At 64.0% G+C, this 19,564-nt stretch carries 19 protein-coding genes; 15 read left to right on the top strand and 4 right to left on the bottom strand.

The features are described from left to right. Nucleotides 1–160 precede the first annotated feature (160 nt). The 3 genes from L0U82_RS01390 to L0U82_RS01380 all read left to right on the top strand — a co-directional run bounded on the left by L0U82_RS01390 (nt 161) and on the right by L0U82_RS01380 (nt 3,258). Nucleotides 161–1,747 (top strand): ABC transporter substrate-binding protein, encoded by a 1,587-nt coding sequence (locus tag L0U82_RS01390; RefSeq protein ID WP_233827985.1) that lies wholly within the window; start codon nt 161–163, stop codon nt 1,745–1,747. A gap of 339 nt (nt 1,748–2,086) precedes the next feature. Beyond that, the gene (locus L0U82_RS01385) at nt 2,087–2,827 is read left to right on the top strand and encodes a LysM peptidoglycan-binding domain-containing protein (protein ID WP_233827984.1); all 741 of its coding nucleotides are present in this window, start codon (nt 2,087–2,089) and stop codon (nt 2,825–2,827) included. Between the two features lie 11 nt (nt 2,828–2,838). Further along, nucleotides 2,839–3,258, top strand: a complete 420-nt coding sequence (locus L0U82_RS01380; RefSeq protein ID WP_233827983.1) for a lysozyme inhibitor LprI family protein — start codon at nt 2,839–2,841, stop codon at nt 3,256–3,258. Between the two features lie 183 nt (nt 3,259–3,441). On the opposite strand, the gene L0U82_RS01375 is transcribed toward L0U82_RS01380, so the two are convergent. Then, the gene (locus tag L0U82_RS01375; RefSeq protein WP_233827982.1) at nt 3,442–4,515 is read right to left on the bottom strand and encodes an MBL fold metallo-hydrolase; all 1,074 of its coding nucleotides are present in this window, start codon (nt 4,513–4,515) and stop codon (nt 3,442–3,444) included. Nucleotides 4,516–4,668: 153 nt separating this feature from the next. On the opposite strand from L0U82_RS01375, the gene L0U82_RS01370 reads away from it, so the two are divergent. The 6 genes from L0U82_RS01370 (at nt 4,669) to L0U82_RS01345 (ending at nt 9,649) form a co-directional block, all read left to right on the top strand. Then, nucleotides 4,669–5,073, top strand: coding sequence for a MerR family transcriptional regulator (locus L0U82_RS01370; protein WP_233827981.1), 405 nt, complete (start codon nt 4,669–4,671; stop codon nt 5,071–5,073). 224 nt (nt 5,074–5,297) lie between these two features. Then, complete coding sequence (can, locus tag L0U82_RS01365; RefSeq protein WP_233827980.1) at nt 5,298–6,074, top strand: carbonate dehydratase; 777 nt, start codon at nt 5,298–5,300, stop codon at nt 6,072–6,074. Beyond that, on the top strand, nt 6,067–7,275 hold the full coding sequence (locus L0U82_RS01360) for an acetyl-CoA C-acetyltransferase (RefSeq protein WP_233827978.1): 1,209 nt from the start codon (nt 6,067–6,069) through the stop codon (nt 7,273–7,275). Before can ends, L0U82_RS01360 begins: the two co-directional genes overlap by 8 nt. Before the next feature lie 70 nt (nt 7,276–7,345). Beyond that, nucleotides 7,346–8,023, top strand: coding sequence for an SDR family oxidoreductase (locus L0U82_RS01355; RefSeq protein WP_233827976.1), 678 nt, complete (start codon nt 7,346–7,348; stop codon nt 8,021–8,023). A 32-nt stretch (nt 8,024–8,055) separates the two neighbouring features. Next, nucleotides 8,056–9,186, top strand: a complete 1,131-nt coding sequence (locus L0U82_RS01350; RefSeq protein WP_233827975.1) for an acyl-CoA dehydrogenase family protein — start codon at nt 8,056–8,058, stop codon at nt 9,184–9,186. Between the two features lie 7 nt (nt 9,187–9,193). Further along, nucleotides 9,194–9,649 (top strand): YchJ family protein, encoded by a 456-nt coding sequence (locus tag L0U82_RS01345; protein ID WP_233827974.1) that lies wholly within the window; start codon nt 9,194–9,196, stop codon nt 9,647–9,649. Nucleotides 9,650–9,742: 93 nt separating this feature from the next. Here L0U82_RS01345 and L0U82_RS01340 read toward each other — a convergent pair whose 3' ends face one another. After that, entirely contained in the window at nt 9,743–9,895 is a 153-nt protein-coding gene (locus L0U82_RS01340; RefSeq protein ID WP_233827973.1) for a hypothetical protein, read from the bottom strand. A 366-nt stretch (nt 9,896–10,261) separates the two neighbouring features. Here L0U82_RS01340 and L0U82_RS01335 point away from each other — a divergent pair, with 366 nt between their 5' ends. The 5 genes from L0U82_RS01335 to bioB all read left to right on the top strand — a co-directional run bounded on the left by L0U82_RS01335 (nt 10,262) and on the right by bioB (nt 16,443). Further along, the gene (locus L0U82_RS01335; protein ID WP_233827972.1) at nt 10,262–11,596 is read left to right on the top strand and encodes a dienelactone hydrolase family protein; all 1,335 of its coding nucleotides are present in this window, start codon (nt 10,262–10,264) and stop codon (nt 11,594–11,596) included. 529 nt (nt 11,597–12,125) lie between these two features. After that, nucleotides 12,126–13,403: an adenosylmethionine--8-amino-7-oxononanoate transaminase gene (gene bioA / locus L0U82_RS01330; protein ID WP_233827971.1), complete on the top strand. Its 1,278-nt coding sequence runs from the start codon at nt 12,126–12,128 to the stop codon at nt 13,401–13,403. Further along, the gene (gene bioF / locus L0U82_RS01325) at nt 13,403–14,587 is read left to right on the top strand and encodes an 8-amino-7-oxononanoate synthase (RefSeq protein WP_233827970.1); all 1,185 of its coding nucleotides are present in this window, start codon (nt 13,403–13,405) and stop codon (nt 14,585–14,587) included. The genes bioA and bioF overlap by 1 nt, the downstream gene beginning before the upstream one ends. Further along, nucleotides 14,584–15,330 (top strand): dethiobiotin synthase, encoded by a 747-nt coding sequence (bioD, locus tag L0U82_RS01320; protein ID WP_233827969.1) that lies wholly within the window; start codon nt 14,584–14,586, stop codon nt 15,328–15,330. The genes bioF and bioD overlap by 4 nt, the downstream gene beginning before the upstream one ends. Nucleotides 15,331–15,363: 33 nt before the next feature. Continuing rightward, nucleotides 15,364–16,443: a biotin synthase BioB gene (gene bioB, locus L0U82_RS01315; protein ID WP_233827968.1), complete on the top strand. Its 1,080-nt coding sequence runs from the start codon at nt 15,364–15,366 to the stop codon at nt 16,441–16,443. 113 nt (nt 16,444–16,556) lie between these two features. Here bioB and L0U82_RS01310 read toward each other — a convergent pair whose 3' ends face one another. After that, nucleotides 16,557–17,600: a sulfate ABC transporter substrate-binding protein gene (locus L0U82_RS01310; protein ID WP_233827967.1), complete on the bottom strand. Its 1,044-nt coding sequence runs from the start codon at nt 17,598–17,600 to the stop codon at nt 16,557–16,559. A 156-nt stretch (nt 17,601–17,756) separates the two neighbouring features. Then, a complete protein-coding gene (locus tag L0U82_RS01305) occupies nt 17,757–18,359 on the bottom strand; it encodes an RBBP9/YdeN family alpha/beta hydrolase (RefSeq protein ID WP_233827966.1) in 603 nt (200 codons plus the stop codon). Nucleotides 18,360–18,542: 183 nt separating this feature from the next. Between L0U82_RS01305 and L0U82_RS01300 the strand changes: the two genes are divergently transcribed. Then, nucleotides 18,543–19,484: a 2-hydroxyacid dehydrogenase gene (locus tag L0U82_RS01300; protein ID WP_233827965.1), complete on the top strand. Its 942-nt coding sequence runs from the start codon at nt 18,543–18,545 to the stop codon at nt 19,482–19,484. The last annotated feature ends 80 nt before the right edge of the window (nt 19,485–19,564 follow it).

The following is a 19,564-nucleotide window of genomic DNA, read 5'->3' as shown; positions in this document are numbered from 1 at the left end:
GGTACCGAGCCCGCGCAAGACCGGCATCGCCCGGCCTGTGCGACGGCGCCGGGAACGGATCACAATCATCACGACGCCCGCGCCCGTCCCGCGTCATCGACATAAGCACAACCAGACACAACCAGACGCAAGCCTGACTGCGCTCGTTACCGGAGATCCTATGCGCTTCAAACTGCTCGCAGCCGCCATCCTGTTCACGGCGCCCGCGCTCGTGCTCGCCAAGCCGCTCACCGTCTGTACCGAATCGAGCCCGGACGGCTTCGACGTCGTGCAATACAACTCGCTCGTCACGACCAATGCGTCCGCCGACGTGATCTTCAGCTCGCTGGTGTCGTTCGACGAAGCCGCGAAGAAGGTCGTCCCCGCGCTCGCCGACAAGTGGGAAGTGAGCCCCGACGGCCTGACCTACACGTTCCATCTGCGCCCGAACGTGCAGTTCCAGACCACCGACTACTTCAAGCCCACCCGCGCGCTGAACGCCGACGACGTGATCTTCACGTTCGACCGCATGCTCAACGACAGCAATCCGTGGCACAAGGTGGCGGGCGCGAGCGGCTTCCCGCATGCGCAGTCGATGGGGCTGCCGAAGCTGATCAAGTCGATCACCAAGGTCGACGACAACACGGTGAAATTCGAACTGAACGAGCCGAACGCGACCTTCGTGTCGATCCTGACGATGGGCTTCGCGTCGATCTACTCGGCCGAATACGCGGACCAGTTGCTGAAGGCCGGCAAGCAGGTCGACCTGAACGCGAAGCCGATCGGCACCGGCCCGTTCGTGCTGAAGAGCTATACGAAAGACGCGGTGATCCGTTACGACGTGAACCCGACCTACTGGGGGCCGAAGCCGAAGATCGACCGCCTGATCTACGCGATCACGCCGGATGCGACCGTGCGCGCGCAGAAGGTGAAGGCCGGCGAATGCCAGATCGCGCTGTCGCCGAAACCTCAGGATCTCGCCGACGCGAAAAGCGACAAGTCGCTCGCAATCGTGCAAACGCCGGCCTTCATGACCGCGTTCGTCGCGCTGAATACGCAGAAAAAGCCGCTCGACAACCAGAAGGTGCGCGCCGCGCTGAACATGGCGTTCGATCGCACCAGCTATCTGAAGGCGGTGTTCGACAACACCGCGACGCCGGCGGTGAATCCGTATCCGCCGAATACGTGGAGCTACAACCATTCGATCAAGGGCTGGCCGTACGATCCGGCGAAGGCAAAGCAGTTGCTCGCCGAAGCAGGCTATCCGAACGGCTTCGAAACGACGATCTGGGTGCGCCCGAACGGCAGCGTGCTGAATCCGAGTCCGAAGGCCGGCGCGGAAATGCTGCAGGCCGACTTCGCGAAGATCGGCGTGAAGGCGGAAGTGAAGGTGATCGAATGGGGCGAGCTGATCAAGCAGGCCAAGCAAGGCCAGCATGACACGCTGTTCATGGGCTGGGCCGGCGACAACGGCGACCCGGACAACTATCTGTCGCCGCTGTTCAGTTGCAATGCGGTGAAGTCGGGCATCAACTTCGCGCGCTTCTGCGATCAGGATCTCGACAAGCTGATCGCCGACGGCAAGGCGACGTCCGATATCGCCAAACGCACGAAGGCGTACGAAGCCGCGCAGCAGATCATCCACGACGAAGCGCTGTGGATTCCGCTCGGCTATCCGCCTGCTACCGCGATCACGCGCAGCAACGTGAGCGGCTATCACGTGAGCCCGTTTGGAAGGCAGAATTTTGGCGCGGTGTCGGTGCAGTAAGTTCGCACTGCGCGTTGCTGGGAGCGCCCTGCAAAAAACAGGTTTGAACTGCACCCCGAAGGCTGGACGTCGGTCCGGCTTTCGGGGTGTTTTTTTGAGTCACGCAGATTTTATTCAACGCGTGAATTTGATCTGAATCCCAAAGCTGCGCACCGAATTAGCGCGCCCGGCATAACGCTGTTCGTGCCGCCTCGCGCATCGCTATAACACTCGGTAACTGTTGTTCGACGAAGTCTCGGGCCTTTGCCCGTCATATTGCCTGCTGACGCTATTTTTCTTAGGCAAGGGGCTGACAATTGCTTGTCGCAATGAGCGGAACACAATTTGACAGGACAAGCGATGGCAATTCAGACGCCGACACGGACAGGTTTCGAACGGTGGCAGGACGGCATCAACAAGGCTGTAAGCGACGTCAGATGGGATTCTTGGGATTGCGAGATCCGGGTGACGGTCAGTAAGTACAACCACCATCTATCCGGCACCGCCGGATACCTACCCTTGGATTGGCAGCTTATCAAGGCGATGTTGTGGGTCGAAACAGGTGCCGATCATCCTCAATGGAACTCGCGGCCGATGCAAATCGGGGTCGCAGGTGATCCCGGATTAACATCGTTCCTTTCGGGCAATGAAGGCGGTGATCTGATACTGCCGCCAATCTGGAAAGGACCGCTGACAACAACATTAGTCAGAACGACACCAGCCTATAACATCTGCGCTGGTGTTGGTTATCTGCTTATGCGTATGGCAAATTTTGAGTACCGAAGCGTACCCGGTGCTGACTCTAATATCTATGAAATCGCCGTCAAGTCAGGCGATAGCCTGGACAAGATCGCGAGAACTCAAGGCAGCACAATCGATACGTTAAGAAAGCTGAACCCAGCAGTCACTGTTTTGCGCCTCGGACAAACATTGAAGTACCGGAAAGCTTCAGTTCAGAAAGTTATCGCAAGCTGGCGACGCATCTCCACAACGTCGATAGCCCAGCGCTATAACGGAGGCGGTGACCTCAACTACGCCAAAAAGCTCGACTACGCTTTGTTGTTGGTACGCGAAAAAAAAGCCGCCCTATGCCCACAATAAAACTGATCTGCTTGAGCATCGCAGTCTGTTTGCCAGCAATCGCTGTCGCCGCCACAACGGTTCCTGCGACGGGCGAGCGGGCTCTGAGGGAGGAATGCAGCGCATTCTCACAAGCGGGAATGCGGGACTGTCTGCGGGAAAAGGTCGAGAGCAGTCAAAAGGCTCTGACCCAGGCCGAACAGAAGATGATCGGCGCCCTCTCCAAATGGGACGAAGATGACCGGTACATCCGCGAGGCCAAGACAAAACTGGTCGCATCGAACAAAAAGTTCGCCGAGTATCGCGAAACTCAATGTGAATTCTCAGCGTCGCTAACTGGCGGCGGAGCAGGCGATGCGCACGATATCCGCCGGCTGGCTTGCGTTTCGGAACTCAACAACAGGCGAGCCGAGCAACTAGGCAACGCCGCATCCGACTTGCCCCTGAAGTAGTTCGCATGAGCACGCCCAGCATCGTTGCGCCGCTCAGTGCCTTCACGTAACGCAGACCTCTTCGGCCACGCTATTGCACCAGCAGCGAACGAAGCTGAGTTTTAGCAAGGCCCGCGCTCCACGCCCGGGCTTTTTTATCCGCAAACCAGCTTCAAAACCGCACTCAAATCCACCCTCCGCCGCTCAAACCGCCGCAAACCGAATCACCCCATCCGCATCCAGCGTGCGCTTCAGCTCCCCCTTGCGCCACAGCAGATGCAAATGCGCGAGCGCTTCGCCCATTGCGAACGTCATCTGATGGATATCGAGTTGGCGCTTGAACATCAGCGGCACGATATCGGCGGCGCTGTGCGGTTTTTGCGCGCACGCGTCGCGCACTTCGGCGAGCCGCGCGTCGTGATGCTCGCGCAACTGGCGAATCCGCGTGCGCACGCCGCGAAACGGCTTGCCGTGCGCGGGCAGCACGAGCGTGTCTTCAGGCATCGTCTCGTAGCGGCCGAGCGATTCCAGATATAGCTCGAGCGGCGAGCCTTCCGGTTCGATATCGAACACCGATACGTTGGTCGAAATGCGCGGCAGCACCATGTCGCCGGACAGCAGCGTGCCGGTCTCTTCGCAATAGAGCGCGCAGTGCTCCGGCGAATGGCCGAAGCCCGTCACCACACGCCACGTTCTGCCGCCGATCTTCACGCCTTCGGCTTCGCGCAAACGCCGGTATTGCCGCGGAATCTCCGGCACGAGCGTCGTGTAATAGCTCTCGCGATTGCGCAGTTTGTCGAGCGATGCTTCGTCGTTCAGGCCGTGCCGACCGAAGTGCCGCGCCGCCGCCTCGCCGCCCGCGTTCGAGCCGTCGCCGGTGGCCATCACGCGCGCCTGCATGTATTCGCCGAGCGTCATCCACAGCCGCACGTCCCAGCGCTTTTTGTCGCCGCCACTGCACACCCAGTGCGCGAGGCCGATGTGATCCGGATGGCAGTGCGTGACGATCACGCGCAGCACCGGCAGGCCGTCGAGCGCGGTGTCGAACACACTCTCCCAGTTCTGCTTGATCGTGTCCGACGTGATCCCGCAATCGACCACGGTCCAGCCCTGCTGCCCGTCGATCTCGTCGCGCAGCAGCCACAGGTTGATATGGTCGAGCGCGAACGGCAGCGGCATGCGCAGCCACTGCACACCGGGCGCGACTTCCAGCGTGCGGCCGGGTTCAGGCAGCGTGTCGTTGAAGGGGTAATCGAGTTGATGTTCGAGTGCGTTCATGGGGACCTGTCTTCCTCCGGCGATCATCCGGCATGGCGAGGTGTGCGATGCCGGTCGGTCGGGTTGTGGTTGCGTTCCGCTCAAGTTGACGATAACGTAAACGTCGATTCTATCGTCCATTTCCGGTTTTGTGCCCGGCCACGGGATATTCCGATGAATACGCAATATACGATCACCGAGCTCGCCCGCGAATTCGACGTCACGCCACGCGCGATCCGTTTCTACGAAGATCAGGGTTTACTCTCACCGAGTCGCGAAGGGTCGAGCGGCTTGCGCCGCGTCTATTCGGGCCGAGACCGCACGCGGTTGAAGCTCACGCTGCGCGGCAAACGGCTCGGCTTCACGCTGTCGGAAATCCGCGATCTGCTCGACGTGTACGAATCGCCGACCGACACCGTATCGCAACTGCATGCGTTTCTCGCGACCGTCGCGCGTCATCGCGAAGTGCTCGAACGTCAGCGCGAAGACCTGAACGCGACGCTCGAAGACCTCGCGCAGTACGAAGCGCAGGCGCGCACGCTGCTCGAAAGCGGCCAGCACACCGAGAAGTCCGTCTGACTTTGCGTGACGTTCGCCGGAGGCCGCAACGTGATGAATGACTTCCTCAAAGCCGACGCGCAAACCACGCAGATCGCGCAGACCATCGCACCAGGCATACCGGTCGCACACACAGCCCGCGCATCTGACGTGAACACGCCCACAAGCATCGCCGGAACGCGCCGCCGCGCACCCAGGTAACGGCCCGGCCGGCCTCAAGGCCGGGCCCCTTCTTCGGAGGCATCATGAACACGAAGCCTATCCCCGCCGATCATCCGCTCGCGCATCTGTTCGACAACAACGATGCGTGGGTGCGGCGCATGCTCGCCGAAGACCCCGAATACTTCTCGCGTCTCGCGCATCAGCAGACGCCCGAGTATCTGTGGATCGGCTGTTCCGATTCGCGCGTGCCGGCCAATCAGATCATCGGCCTGCCGCCGGGCGAAGTGTTCGTGCACCGGAACATCGCGAACGTGGTCGTGCATACCGATCTGAACTGTCTGTCGGTGATTCAATTCGCGGTCGATCTGCTGAAGGTCAAGCACATCATGGTGGTCGGCCACTACGGCTGCTCGGGCGTCGGCGCCGCGCTGCTCGGCCGCCGCGTCGGTCTCGCCGACAACTGGCTCGCGCACGTGCAGGACGTCCGCGCGAAGCACGCGGCGCTGCTCGACGAGTGGCCGATCGGCGAGGCGCGTCATCATCGTCTCGTCGAATTGAACACGATCGAGCAGGTCGCCAACGTGTGCGGCACGACGATCGTCGAAGATGCTTGGGCGCGCGGTCAGCAGCTGACCGTGCACGGCTGGGTCTACGGCGTGCACGACGGCCGGATGCGCGATCTCGGCATGCGGGTGGACAGCGCGGCCGCGCTCGAACCGACGTACAAGGCGTGCGTGGCCGGCGTGTCGGCCAACCGCGCGCGCAATGCGGACAACGATATGGTCGCCGCCGACGCCGCCCGTTTGGACGGCGTGAAGGCGGTTGTCGAAGGTGTGATCAAGGAGTTCGGAAATGAGTGATGCAAACCGCAGTGGAACCCAGGCAGATCCGGTTGTTATCGTCAGCGTCGCGCGCACGCCGATGGCGGCCTTTCAGGGCGACTTCGCGTCGCTGACCGCGCCGCAACTCGGCGCGATCGCAATCGAAGCCGCCGTGCAACGCGCGGGCCTGAAGCCCGAGCAGATCGACGAGGCGGTGATGGGCTGCGTGCTGCCCGCCGGCCTCGGCCAGGCGCCCGCGCGCCAGGCCGCGCTCGGCGCGGGTCTGCCGCTTGCCACCGGCTGTACGACGGTCAACAAGATGTGCGGCTCCGGCATGCGCGCGGCGATGTTCGCGCACGACATGCTGCTGGCCGGCTCGCTCGACGTGGTCGTCGCGGGCGGCATGGAAAGCATGACGAACGCACCGTATCTGCTGCCGAAAGCGCGCGGCGGCATGCGCATGGGTCACGGCCAGGTGATCGATCATATGTTCTACGACGGCCTCGAAGACGCGTATGAAAAGGGCCGTCTGATGGGCGCGTTCGCCGAGGAATGCGCGGCGTCGTTCGACTTCACGCGCGACGCGCAGGATGCGTTCGCGGTCGAATCGCTAAACCGCGCAAAGCGCGCGAACGAAGATGGCTCGTTCGACTGGGAAATCGCGCCGGTGAAAGTAGCGGGCCGCAAGGGCGACGTGACGATCACGCACGACGAGCAGCCGTTCAAGGCCAACCTCGACAAGATTCCGACGCTCAAGCCCGCGTTCAGCAAAACCGGCACGGTGACGGCGGCGAATTCGTCGTCGATTTCGGACGGCGCCGCCGCGCTCGTGATGATGCGCGAGTCGACCGCGAAGCGTCTCGGCGTGACGCCGCTCGCGCGCGTGGTCGGTCACTCGACCTTCGCGCAGGAGCCGGCGAAGTTCACCACCGCGCCGGTCGGCGCGATCCGCAAGCTGTTCGACAAGAACGGCTGGCGTGCCGGCGACGTCGATCTGTACGAGATCAACGAAGCGTTTGCGGTCGTCACGATGGCCGCGATGAAAGAGCATGGCTTGCCGCACGACAAGGTCAACGTGAATGGCGGCGCATGCGCGCTCGGCCATCCGATCGGCGCATCGGGCGCGCGGATTCTCGTCACGCTGATCGGCGCGCTGAAAAACCGCGGGCTCAAACGCGGCGTCGCGACGCTGTGCATCGGCGGCGGTGAAGCAACGGCGATGGGTGTCGAACTGGTCTGACACTCAGCAACGAGTCGGGCAACGAGTCGGGCAACGAGTCGAGCAACGAATCGAGCAAGGAAGGCAGGCGATGAAAACAGTGTTGATCGTCGGTGCGTCGCGCGGCATCGGCCAGGAATTCGTGCGGCAATACATGAAGAGCGGCTGGCGCGTGCTCGCTACCGCGCGCGACGGCGCCGCGCTCGACGCGCTCGCCGAACTCGGCGCGCAGACCTTCGCACTCGACGTGACCGCGCCCGAAGAGATTGCCGCGCTCGGCTGGAAGCTCGACGGCGAACGGCTCGATGCGGCAATCCTGGTATCGGGCGTGTACGGCCCGCGCACCACGGGTCTCGACATGGTCACCGCCGAGGACTTCGATCACGTGATGCACACGAACGTGCGCGGCCCGATGCAGTTGCTGCCGATCGTGCTGCCGCTGGTCGAGGACGCAAACGGCGTGCTCGCGGTGATTTCGAGCCGCATGGGCAGCATCTCCGAGGCGAACGGCACGACCGGCTGGCTGTATCGTGCGAGCAAGGCCGCGCTGAACGACGTGCTGAAGCTCGTATCGCTCGATACGGAGCGCGCGACCTGCGTGTCGCTGCATCCGGGTTGGGTACGCACCGACATGGGCGGTACGCAGGCGGCCATCGATCCGGCGCGCAGCGTCACCGGCATGCGCGAACTGCTCGCACAAGCGGCGGCATCACGCGACGCATTTCATGGCCGCTTCTTTCAATACGACGGCACGGAACTCGGCTGGTAAGCCATTTTTTGCATTGATGAGGAGACACGCTCATGGTGCTTGATCAGGACCACCTGATGGTGCGCGACGCGCTGCGCACCTTCGTACGCGAGGCAATCACGCCGTATGCGGCCGCCTGGGACCGCGAGCGCACCTTTCCGCGCGACGTGCATCGTCAGCTCGCCGAACTCGGCGCGTATGGCGTGCTGGTGCCCGACACGTATGGCGGCGCCGGCATGGATGCGCTCGCGCTCGCATTGATCCTCGAAGAAATCGCGGCCGGCGACGGCGGCACGTCGACCGCGATCTCGGTCAACAACTGCCCGGTGTGCAGCATCCTGCTCAGCTACGGCAACGACGCGCAGAAACGCGACTGGCTCACGCCGCTCGCGCGCGGCGAGATGCTCGGCGCGTTCTGCCTGACCGAACCGCAGGCGGGCTCCGATGCGTCGGCGCTGCGCACCACCGCGACACGCGACGGCGACTCGTACGTGCTGAACGGCGTCAAACAGTTCATCACGAGCGGCAAGAACGGCGACGTCGCGATCGTGATGGCCGTCACCGACAAAGCCGCCGGCAAACGCGGCATCAGCGCGTTCATCGTGCCGACCACGACACCCGGTTACGTGGTCGCGCGCGTCGAAGAGAAACTCGGCCAGCATTCGTCGGATACCGCGCAGATCCTGTTCGAGGACTGCCGCGTGCCGGCCGCGAACCTGATCGGCGCCGAAGGCGAAGGCTACCGGATCGCGCTGTCGGGGCTCGAAGGCGGACGCATCGGTATCGCCGCGCAGAGCGTCGGCATGGCGCGCGCCGCGTTCGAAGCCGCGCTCGCGTATGCGAAGGAACGCGAGAGCTTCGGCGCGCCGCTCTTTTCGCACCAGGCGGTACAGTTCCGTCTCGCCGACATGGCAACGCAGCTCGAAGCCGCGCGTCAACTGATCTGGCATGCGGCGGCGTTGAAGGATGCGGGCCAGCCGTGCCTGACCGAAGCGGCGATGGCGAAACTATTCGCGTCCGAAGCGGCCGAGCGCATCTGTTCGGCGGCGTTGCAGATTCACGGCGGCTACGGTTATCTGAGCGACTTTCCGGTCGAACGGATTTACCGCGACGTGCGTGTGTGCCAGATCTACGAAGGCACGAGCGATATCCAGAAGATCCTGATCGCTCGCGCGCTCAACTGAAATTCCAATGACCAAGCCTTTGTTGTCGCAGCAACGACCCGCCGACTGTCCGTGCGGCGGTGCCACGCCCGAAGCGCGCGGCGGTGCCGCTGCAAAGGCGCCGCGCTTCGCGCAGTGCTGTGGCCGCTATATCGACGGCGGCGAAGCGGCGCCACGCGCGCTCGAACTGATGCGCTCACGCTATAGCGCGTACGTGCTCGGCGCCACCGACTATCTGCGCGCCACGTGGGACCCACGCACCTGCCCCGCCGATCTCGACGCGGACCCCGCCGCGCCCGACGCGCCGCGTTGGCTTGGCTTGCAGATCAAGGCGTTCGCACAAAGCGACGCCGATCACGCGACCGTCGAATTTGTCGCCCGCTACAAGGTCGGCGGACGCGCGCATCGGCTGCACGAACTGAGCCGCTTCGCGCGAGGCGAAGACGGACGCTGGCGTTATGTGGATGGCGATGTGAGCGAGTAGTCGTCCATCGCCACTCGTCGGCCAGATGACAGTGCAATATGAAAACGGGCTTTCCACTGTCTTTCACGATCTGACAACACGCTTCCCACCGCTTCAAACGAGGCCCTCATCGAGGGCCTTTTCTTTGTCGGCATCGCGCGACAGCACCGCAATCCGATTTTTCCGTGAGCCTCGGCCATGCGCCGCAAAGCCCCGCCAGGCAAGGCTTTCGAGCCCTCCCACGTGACGCGGCAATTTTTGCGACACGGGTTCTCCTTGATTGCCCAAAACAAAATTGGCGTGCCAGGATGACCCCGTTGTTCCATGACGTCACGTTGCGACAGCGAGCCTTACCCGCTTCGCACGATGCGACAGGAAACCGTGCCGGCCACTCCATCGGGGCGAGCTGCGGCGGTTCAAGAACGCATCAGGTGACGCTCATCATCGGCGCGTGGGGTCGCGTCGGCCGTTGGGTTCATCCCGTGCGATCTCGATTGGCGTAGTGCGCTTCGCGCACTACGCATGCGAGTGAGTTTGTGTGTCGAAAACGCGAGCGTAAGCAGATTGTGAGCTGCGAATTTCGACAGACAGATCGCACGGAGTTCGGGACAGGTCTCTAAGGCGGGTGCGTCAATGGGGTTGAGCAAGGTACTGACGAAGTGTGCGGCGATCTGCGCCGCGGCCACTTGCGCCGTTGCGATCGCGCACGCCGATCCGCTCGCCGCTGCGCCTTCCGTCACGCGTACTGCCGCCTTCGGCTCCGCGCCGCTCAACGACACCCAGGCAGGACCGCTGTCGCGCGCACGCGTGCCGCGCCTCTCGCTCGGCGACGATGTATATCTGCCTACCGCGCACCTGAACGAACAGATCATCCGCGTGCCGGTCGACGCCGACGGCACGATCACGCTCGAAACGACGATCTACAAACCGGACGGCCCCGGCCCGTTCCCGATGATCGTGTTCAACCACGGCAAGATTCCGGGCGATCCGCACGTCCAGGAACGCAGCGACCCGCTGCCGTTCGCGCGTGAATTCGTGCGCCGCGGCTACGTGGTGGTCGCGCCGAACCGCCAGGGCTTCGGCCACTCGGACGGCGTGTATGAGCAGGACGGCTGCGACGTCGAAGCGAATGGCCTGGGCCAGGCCGGCGACGTCGCCGCGACGATCAATTACATGTCGAAGCAACCGTATGTCGACGCCACGCACATCGCGGTGGCCGGCACGTCGCATGGCGGTCTCGCGACGATCGCCTACGGCACCGAAGCCGCGCCGGGCGTGCGCGCGCTGATCAACTTCTCGGGCGGCCTGCGTCAGGACGCGTGCGAAGACTGGCAAGGCAATCTGACGCGTGCATTCGGCGCGTATGGCGAAAAGACCAAGGTGCCGTCGCTGTGGCTGTACGGCGATAACGATTCGGTCTGGAACCCGCAGCTCGTCGCCAACATGTACGCCGCGTATGGCGCGCACGGCGCGGGCGCGAAGATGATCGATTTCGGCAGCTACAAGAACGACGCGCATCGGCTCGTCGGCGACCGCGATGGCGTGCACGTATGGTGGCCGGCCGTCGAGTCGTTCCTCGCGCGCGCCGGCATGCCGACGGCCGTGCAGTATCACGTCGCCGATCCGGCCGCGCCGAAGCCGACCGGCTTCGCGTCGCTCGATGCGGTCGATGCGGTGCCCTACGTCGACGAAGCGGGCCGCAACGGCTATCGCAACTTCCTGCATCAGTATCCGAGCCGCGCGTTCGCAGTGTCGGATTCGGGCGCATGGTCGTGGGCCGAGGGCGGCGACGATCCGATGTCGGTCGCGATCGCCAACTGCCAGAAGCAGAGTTCCGATCCGTGCCGGCTCTATGCGGTCGACAACTCGGTCGTGTGGGGCAACCAGGGTTCGCAGACGGCGAATGCGGATAGCGCCGCGCCGGCAGCCGATGCCGATGGCCGGCATGCTCTGGCGAGCCGCGAGTGACGGGCGGATAGAAGCGGGATAGAACCGGTTCTGATCCATGAAGGCCTGCTGTTTCAGCAGGCCTTTTTGTTTTGACGCCGGAAAAAACTCCGCCCGCGGCAGATTCTCGCCAGTAATAGCCCATTACTTTGACGTCGTCATCTGCATCGATCAGCGAGCTTCGATCCCGAACTCGTTCTAGCTGTGTCGAACAGCGCCGAACCTCGGACCAGCAAGGAAAAGCGCCTATTTTTCCGCAGGTGCGCGCGGCTCAATAAACCGCTAATCTCGACCCCGCGCACTCATCAAACTCGCGCGCCGTCTCCCATGGAAAGACATGGCGTAGCGAAAAATGCCCTTCAAACAGGGCTCGAAACGGCTCTCTTGCGTGAGCGCAGGCGAGTGGCGGTGAGCAGCAAGCAAAGCACCCTGGAGTACCCCTTTGGAAAACCCGGCAGTCCCCTCGATCGCACCGTCAGTCGCCCCACAGGCCAGCCCTGAAGATTGGGTCGCCCGCAGCCTGCGCGCGGTGTGGCATCCGTGTACGCAGATGAAGCATCACGAACGTCTGCCGCTCGTGCCCGTCGCGCGCGGTCAGGGCGCGTGGCTCTACGACCGCGCCGGCCATCGCTATCTGGATGCGATCAGCTCGTGGTGGGTCAATCTGTTCGGCCACGCGAACCCGCGCATCAACGCGGCGCTGAAAGACCAGCTCGATACGCTCGAACACGCGATGCTGGCAGGCTGTACGCATGAGCCCGCGGTCGAACTCGCCGAACGTCTGCATGCGTTGACCGGCAATATGCTCGGCCACACGTTCTTTGCGTCGGATGGCGCGTCGGCGGTCGAGATCGCGCTGAAGATGAGCTTCCATAGCTGGCGCAACCGGGGCTTCGCCGACAAGCAGGAATTCGTCTGCGTGGCCAACAGCTACCACGGCGAGACCATCGGCGCGCTCGGCGTGACGGACGTCGCGCTATTCAAGGATGCGTACGATCCGCTGATTCGCCACGCGCATGTAGTCGCGTCGCCCGATGCGCGGCTCGCGCAAGCGGGCGAATCTGCCGCCGACGTCGCGCGCCGCGCGCTCGATAACGTGCGCACGCTATTCGACGCACGCGCGAACCACATCGCCGCGCTGATCGTCGAGCCGCTGGTGCAATGCGCGGCCGGCATGGCGATGCACGACGCGTCGTATGTCGCCGGCCTGCGCGCGCTGTGCGACCAGTACGGCGTGCATCTGATCGCCGACGAAATCGCGGTCGGCTGCGGGCGCACCGGCACCTTCTTCGCGTGCGAGCAGGCCGGCGTGTGGCCGGACTTTTTATGTCTGTCGAAAGGCATTAGCGGCGGCTATCTGCCGCTGTCGATCGTGTTGTCGCGCGACGAAATTTTCGAAGCCTTCTATCACGACGACACCGCGCGCGGCTTCCTGCATTCGCATTCGTACACCGGCAATCCGCTCGCATGCCGCGCGGCGCTCGCCACGCTCGATCTGTTCGAAAGCGATGACGTGCTCGCCGCGAACGCACGCAAAGCTGAAACGCTGAAGGCCGCGCTCGCGCCGCTCGGCGACCATGCGCAGGTGCGCAATCTGCGTCAGCGCGGCACGATCTTCGCGTTCGACGCGGCGATCGACGATCCTCAGCTTGCGAAGACTTTTTCGCGGCGCTTCTTCGAAAACGCGTTGCAACGCGAACTGCTGCTGCGCCCGATCGGCACCACCGTGTACCTGATGCCGCCGTATATCCTCGACGACGAAGAACTCGCGCTGCTCGCCGCGCGCACGCGCGACACCTTCGACGCAACACTCGCGGAGACCCGCTGATGCATCTGCTCGACACGCTGGCCGAAGGCCTCAAAGACATCGACGCGCGCGGCCTGCGCCGCCGCCGCCGCACTACCGACACGCCGTGCGCCGCGCACATGACCGTCGATGGCCGGCCGATCATCGGCTTCGCCAGTAACGACTATCTCGGTCTCGCCGCGCATCCGCAGCTGATCGACGCGATCGCCGAAGGCGCGCGTCGGTATGGCGCGGGCAGCGGCGGCTCGCATCTGCTCGGCGGCCATTCGCGCGCGCATGCGCAGCTCGAAGACGATCTCGCGGCCTTCGCCGGCGGCTTCGTCGACGATGCGCGCGCGCTCTACTTCAGCACCGGCTATATGGCCAATCTCGCGACGCTGACCGCGCTCGCGGGCCGCGGCACGACACTGTTCTCCGATGCGCTGAATCACGCGTCGCTGATCGACGGCGCGCGGCTGTCGCGCGCCGACGTGCAGATCTATCCGCACTGCGACATGGACGCGTTGAGCGCGATGCTCGAAGCGTCGGACGCGGACGTGAAGGTGATCGTCTCCGATACGGTGTTCAGCATGGACGGCGATATCGCGCCGCTGCCGCGTCTGCTCGAACTCGCGGAACGGCACGGCGCATGGCTGATTGTCGACGATGCACACGGCTTCGGCGTGCTAGGCCCGCAAGGCCGCGGCGCGATCGCGCAGGCCGCACTGCGCTCGCCGCATCTGATTTCGATCGGCACGCTCGGCAAGGCCGCCGGTGTGTCGGGCGCGTTCGTCGTTGCGCATGCCACCGTGATCGAATGGCTGGTGCAGCGCGCGCGGCCGTATATCTTCACCACAGCATCGGTGCCGGCGGCCGCGCATGCGGTGTCGGCGAGCCTGCGCATTATCGGCTCGGAAGAAGGTGACGCGCGCCGCGCGCACCTTCAGCAGTTGATCGAACGCACGCGCGCGATGCTGAAAGCCACGCGATGGCTGCCGGTCGATTCGCATACCGCCGTGCAGCCGCTGATCATCGGCGCCAATGATGCGACGCTCGACATCGCCGCGTCGCTCGATCGCGCGGGCCTGTGGGTGCCCGCGATCCGTCCGCCGACCGTGCCGGCCGGCACGTCGCGGCTGCGCATCTCGCTGTCCGCCGCGCATTCGCACGCGGATCTCGACCGGCTCGAAGCCGGCCTTCGACAACTCGAGGCGCGCGCCGCATGAGCAACCTGAATCACCAAGGCAGCGCGCTGTCGTTGTTCGTCACCGGCACCGATACCGAAATCGGCAAGACCTTCGTGTCGTCGGCGCTGTTGCGCGGCTTCGTCCGCGAAGGACTGCAAGCGGCCGCGATGAAGCCCATCGCGGCGGGCGCGTTCGAACTCGATGGCGTGCTGCACAACGAAGACGCGGACCAGCTCGATGCGGCATCGAGCGTGCTGCTGCCGCCGGAGATGCGCACGCCGTATCTGCTGAAGGAGCCGGCCGCGCCGCATATCGCCGCCGCGCTGGAGAACGTGACATTCGATGTCGAACATATCGTCGCATGCCACCGGCAAGCCGTGCAGCGCGCGGACGTGGTGGTGGTCGAAGGCGTCGGCGGCTTTCGCGTGCCGTTGACCGCGACCGAGGACACCGCCGATCTCGCGGTTGCGCTGAATCTGCCGGTCGTGCTGGTGGTCGGCATGCGGCTCGGCTGCATCAGCCACGCGCTGCTGACCGCCGAGGCGATCGCCGCGCGCGGCCTGACGCTCGCGGGCTGGGTCGCGAATCGCATCGATCCGGACATGACGTTCCCCGACGAAAACATCGCGTCGATTCGCGCGCATCTCGCGCGTGCCTACGACGCACCGCTACTTGGCGTCGTGCCGCATCTGAGTCCGATCTCACCGGATCTGGCGGCCGAACAGCTCGACATTCAACGGCTTCTGCAAACGCTGCGCGCGGCGCACGCGGCGCAGAGCTGAACCCCTTTGCATCGCTACACGAGGATCGATCACATGACGCAACTGAATATCACCCCAGACGCGCTCAGCAACACTCCGAACAACGCAGTAGCCGTTGATGCGAAGCCGCTCGCGCGCTGGCGCGTCGCCGACATCGTCGCGCTGTACGAACTGCCGTTTAACGATCTGCTGTTTCGCGCGCAGCAAACGCATCGCGAGAACTTCGATGCCAATGCGGTGCAACTGTCGACGCTGCTGTCGATCAAGACCGGCGGCTGCGAAGAGGATTGCGCGTACTGTCCGCAATCGGTGCATCACGACACCGGTCTCGAAGCCGACAAGCTGATGGCCGTCAACGACGTGCTCGCCGCCGCCAAGGTCGCGAAAGACAACGGCGCGACGCGCTTCTGCATGGGCGCCGCATGGCGTAATCCGAAGGATCGCCATCTCGAACCGATCAAGGACATGATCCGCGGCGTCAAGGCGATGGGCCTCGAAACCTGCGTGACGCTCGGCATGCTCGAAACGCACCAGGCCCAGGCGCTGCGCGACGCGGGCCTCGACTACTACAACCACAACCTCGATACGTCGCCCGAGTTCTACGGTCAGATCATTTCGACGCGCACGTACCAGGACCGGCTCGACACGCTGGAGCGCGTGCGCGACGCCGGTATCAACGTGTGCTGCGGCGGCATCGTCGGCCTCGGCGAATCGCGCCGCGAGCGCGCGGGGCTGCTCGCGCAACTCGCGAACATGGACCCGTATCCGGAGTCGGTGCCGATCAACAATCTGGTGCAGGTGCAAGGCACGCCGCTGACCGGCACCGAAGCGATCGATCCGTTCGAATTCGTGCGCACGATCGCGATTGCGCGCATCACGATGCCGCGCGCGATGGTGCGTCTGTCGGCCGGTCGCGAGCAGATGGACGAAGCGTTGCAGGCGATGTGCTTCCTCGCCGGCGCGAATTCGATTTTCTACGGCGACCAGTTGCTGACGACCAGCAATCCGCAGGCGGAAGCAGACCGCAAACTGCTCGCGCGTCTGGGCATTCGCGCGGAAGCCGCGCAGCAGATGCCGGTCGAACAAAGCGGTTGCGACGCCGGCTGCGGGCATAGTCATACGGCTGCGAACTGAGCGGACGCTCTAGCAGGGCAATGCTTAGCAGGGCAATTCACACACGCGCATGAAAAAAGGCTGCCTCGCGATACCGCGAGGCAGCCTTTTTCTTGCACCACTCAGTTCGACATTTACTTCCGGTCGACGATGATCTGATCGAACGTGCCGCCATCGGAGAAATGCGTGTCCTGCGCTTTCTGCCAGCCGCCGAACATCTCTTCGACCGTGAAGGTTTTGATCGGCTTGAACTCGGCGGCGTGCTTCGCGAGCACGTTTTTATCGCGCGGACGCAGATGGTGCTGCGCGATGATTTCCTGCCCGGCCGGAGACCACAGATAGTCGACGTACGCCTGCGCCTCCTTGCGCGTGCCGCGCTTGTCGACGACCTTATCGACGATCGATACCGGCGGCGCTGCAAGCAGGCTCACCGACGGATACACCGCTTCGTAGCTGCCCGCGCCGACGCCCGTGTCGATCAGCGACACTTCGTTTTCGAACGTGACCAGCACATCGCCGATACCGCGCTGCGTGAACGTGGTCGTCGCGCCGCGTCCGCCGGTATCGAGCACCGGCACGTTGCGGAAGATCGCTTTCACGAAATCGAGCGCCTGCGCATCGGTGCCGCCGTGCTGCTTGCGATAGCCCCACGCGGCGAGATACGTGTAGCGGCCGTTGCCCGACGTCTTCGGATTCGCGATCACCGCCTGGATGCCGGGCTTCGCGAGATCGTCCCAATCCTTGATGTGCTTCGGATTGCCCTTGCGCACGAGAAAGACCATCGTCGTCGTGTACGGCGCGCTATCGTCCGGCAGACGCGTGCGCCAGTTCGCGGGCACCAGGTGCCCCTTTTCCGCGAGCAGATCGATATCGTTCGGCTGGTTCATCGTCACGACGTCGGCCTGCAGACCTTGCAGCACCGACAGCGCCTGCGCGCTTGACGCGCCGTGCGACTGTCGCACCGCTACCGTCTCGCCGCTCTTCTGCTTATAGGCGGCGATGAAACCCGCGTTGATGTCCTTGTAGAGTTCGCGCGTCACGTCATACGACACGTTCAGCAGCGACGTATCCGCGTGCGCAGCCGGTATGCCGCCGAACGCGAACGTAAGCGTGATCATGAGCATCAACGCCGTGATGCCGGCTGCGAGCCGGCGAGATGTCCCCGTGTTGCCCTTCATTTTTCCCCGCCTGTCGATGATAAAAACCAGTGGCCGCCAGCGCGCGGCGCGATGCGGGATTCTAACGGATCGCTTACCGCGCGAGCCGCGCGTTGTCTTGCCACGCCGCGCGGCCAGAGCGCGGCGAATTACTCACATAAGAGGCTAACCAGCTGCTCACACCAGCGCATGCCGCCCCGCCTCCACCGCTTCGTCGCGAAAGCGCAGCGGCGCCGCGCAATGCACGAGCGTATCGATGAAATACTTCGCGCGCGGCCACGGACCGAAACCGGCCGCCGTGTTGATATGCCCCGCGTCGCCGAGATTGACGAACGCGCTGCCGAAACGCCGCGCGAGATCGCGCGCATCGGCGAGCGGCATCCACGGATCGGTTTCGCTGCCGATCAGAATCGACGGCACGCCGACACGCCTCGCGTCGAACGGTCCCGCGAATTCGAATTTGCGCGGGCTCGCGGGCGCAACGAATAGCACGCCGATCACGTCGTGCGCGAACGGTGCCTGCTGCAGCGCATGCGCTGTCGCGAGGCAGCCGAAGCTATGCGCGGCCAGCACGAAAGGACCGCGTTCGCGCGCCAGCAACTCGCGCAGCGACTGCGCCCACAACGCGAGATCGGGGGCATCCCAGTTGGCTTGCTCGACGCGCAGCGAGCGCGCGAACTGCCGCTCCAGCCAGGTTTGCCAATGCGCGCCTTCGCTGCCGTGCAAACCGGGCACGGTGACGAGCCGTGGCGGCCATGTCGATCGGGTGCATGAAAGCATGTGCGTGCCTCGCTGCGGAAATCCGGACAGTCATTGTGCTGTTGAATATCACGCGGACGAACCAAGTTTTTGTGCTTTGGTTATGGCTCGGACAGGGTTCGAAACGGGCACGCCGCGCCTATGTCGAATCGCACGTCCGTGCGCAAATTCCCGCGATTGGCGGCGAAAAAGTAGAATGACCGTATGAAAATCCTCTTCTACTCGCCGCTCAACGAAGCCGACGTGTGGCTGCACGATCTTGCACGCGCGCTGCCCGATGCCGATCTGCGTGAATGGCTGCCGGGCGATCACGCTCCCGCCGATTTCGCAATCGTCTGGCGTCCGCCGCGCGACATGCTGGCCGGCCGCGACACGTTGCGCGCGATCTTCAACCTCGGCGCGGGTGTCGATGCGATCCTCGCGCTCGAACGCGAACAGCCAGGCACGTTGCCGCCGAACGTACCGCTGATCCGTCTCGAAGACACCGGCATGGGCGTGCAGATGGCCGAGTACGCGACGCATGCGGTGCTGCGCTATCTGCGCCGTTTCGACGAATACGAAGCCCAGCAGCGCGAGCGTCGCTGGAAAATGATCGAGCCGCATCCGCGCGCGAGCTTCACCGTTGGTGTGCTCGGGCTCGGCGTGCTCGGCACTCAGGTCGCGCAAACGCTCGCGTCGTTCGGCTTGCCGGTGCGCGGTTATAGCCGCGGCGCGAAACACATCGACGGCGTGACGACGTTCGCGGGCGAAGCGCAGTTCGATGCATTCGTCGACGGCGCGAAGGTGCTGGTGAATCTGCTGCCGCATACGCCCGATACCGAAGGCGTGCTGAGCGCGCGCACGTTCGCGAAGCTCGCGAAGGGCGCGTATCTGATCAACGTCGCGCGCGGCGCTCATCTGGTCGAAGCGGACCTGCTCGACGCGCTCGCCAGCGGCCAGCTTGCCGCCGCGACGCTCGACGTGTTCCGCGAAGAGCCGCTACCCGCCGATCATCCGTTCTGGCAGACACCGCGTATTACGATTACGCCACACACTTCGGCACTGACATTGCGCGACGAAAGCGTCGCGCAGGTCGCGAGCAAGATCGGCGCGTTGATGCGCGGCGAGCCAGTGAGCGGCATCGTGCAGGTGGAGCGCGGGTACTGATGCCTGCGCGACACTCCGAATTGAATTAAGTTGAGTTGAAAGTTGAGTTGAGTAAGAGCAGCGCAGCAACGCCGCGCCAC

It is taken from the genome of Paraburkholderia sp. ZP32-5 (assembly GCF_021390495.1).
Taxonomy (GTDB): domain Bacteria; phylum Pseudomonadota; class Gammaproteobacteria; order Burkholderiales; family Burkholderiaceae; genus Paraburkholderia.
Note: the sequence above shows the minus strand (reverse complement) of the source record. Positions and strands in the feature narration are given on the sequence as shown.

Excerpts from the sequence above, each read along its gene's own strand:
- L0U82_RS01385 (WP_233827984.1), top strand. The coding sequence starts at position 2,087 with ATGGCAATTCAGACGCCGACACGGACAGGTTTCGAACGGTGGCAGGAC.
- L0U82_RS01360 (WP_233827978.1), top strand. The coding sequence starts at position 6,067 with ATGAGTGATGCAAACCGCAGTGGAACCCAGGCAGATCCGGTTGTTATC.
- L0U82_RS01300 (WP_233827965.1), top strand. The coding sequence starts at position 18,543 with ATGAAAATCCTCTTCTACTCGCCGCTCAACGAAGCCGACGTGTGGCTG.
- bioA (WP_233827971.1), top strand. The coding sequence starts at position 12,126 with ATGAAGCATCACGAACGTCTGCCGCTCGTGCCCGTCGCGCGCGGTCAG.
- can (WP_233827980.1), top strand. The coding sequence starts at position 5,298 with ATGAACACGAAGCCTATCCCCGCCGATCATCCGCTCGCGCATCTGTTC.
- bioB (WP_233827968.1), top strand. The coding sequence starts at position 15,364 with ATGACGCAACTGAATATCACCCCAGACGCGCTCAGCAACACTCCGAAC.
- bioF (WP_233827970.1), top strand. The coding sequence starts at position 13,403 with ATGCATCTGCTCGACACGCTGGCCGAAGGCCTCAAAGACATCGACGCG.
- L0U82_RS01350 (WP_233827975.1), top strand. The coding sequence starts at position 8,056 with ATGGTGCTTGATCAGGACCACCTGATGGTGCGCGACGCGCTGCGCACC.
- L0U82_RS01335 (WP_233827972.1), top strand. The coding sequence starts at position 10,262 with ATGGGGTTGAGCAAGGTACTGACGAAGTGTGCGGCGATCTGCGCCGCG.
- L0U82_RS01305 (WP_233827966.1), bottom strand. The coding sequence starts at position 18,359 with ATGCTTTCATGCACCCGATCGACATGGCCGCCACGGCTCGTCACCGTG.
- L0U82_RS01390 (WP_233827985.1), top strand. The coding sequence starts at position 161 with ATGCGCTTCAAACTGCTCGCAGCCGCCATCCTGTTCACGGCGCCCGCG.
- L0U82_RS01375 (WP_233827982.1), bottom strand. The coding sequence starts at position 4,515 with ATGAACGCACTCGAACATCAACTCGATTACCCCTTCAACGACACGCTG.
- L0U82_RS01345 (WP_233827974.1), top strand. The coding sequence starts at position 9,194 with ATGACCAAGCCTTTGTTGTCGCAGCAACGACCCGCCGACTGTCCGTGC.
- L0U82_RS01355 (WP_233827976.1), top strand. The coding sequence starts at position 7,346 with ATGAAAACAGTGTTGATCGTCGGTGCGTCGCGCGGCATCGGCCAGGAA.
- L0U82_RS01310 (WP_233827967.1), bottom strand. The coding sequence starts at position 17,600 with ATGAAGGGCAACACGGGGACATCTCGCCGGCTCGCAGCCGGCATCACG.
- bioD (WP_233827969.1), top strand. The coding sequence starts at position 14,584 with ATGAGCAACCTGAATCACCAAGGCAGCGCGCTGTCGTTGTTCGTCACC.
- L0U82_RS01370 (WP_233827981.1), top strand. The coding sequence starts at position 4,669 with ATGAATACGCAATATACGATCACCGAGCTCGCCCGCGAATTCGACGTC.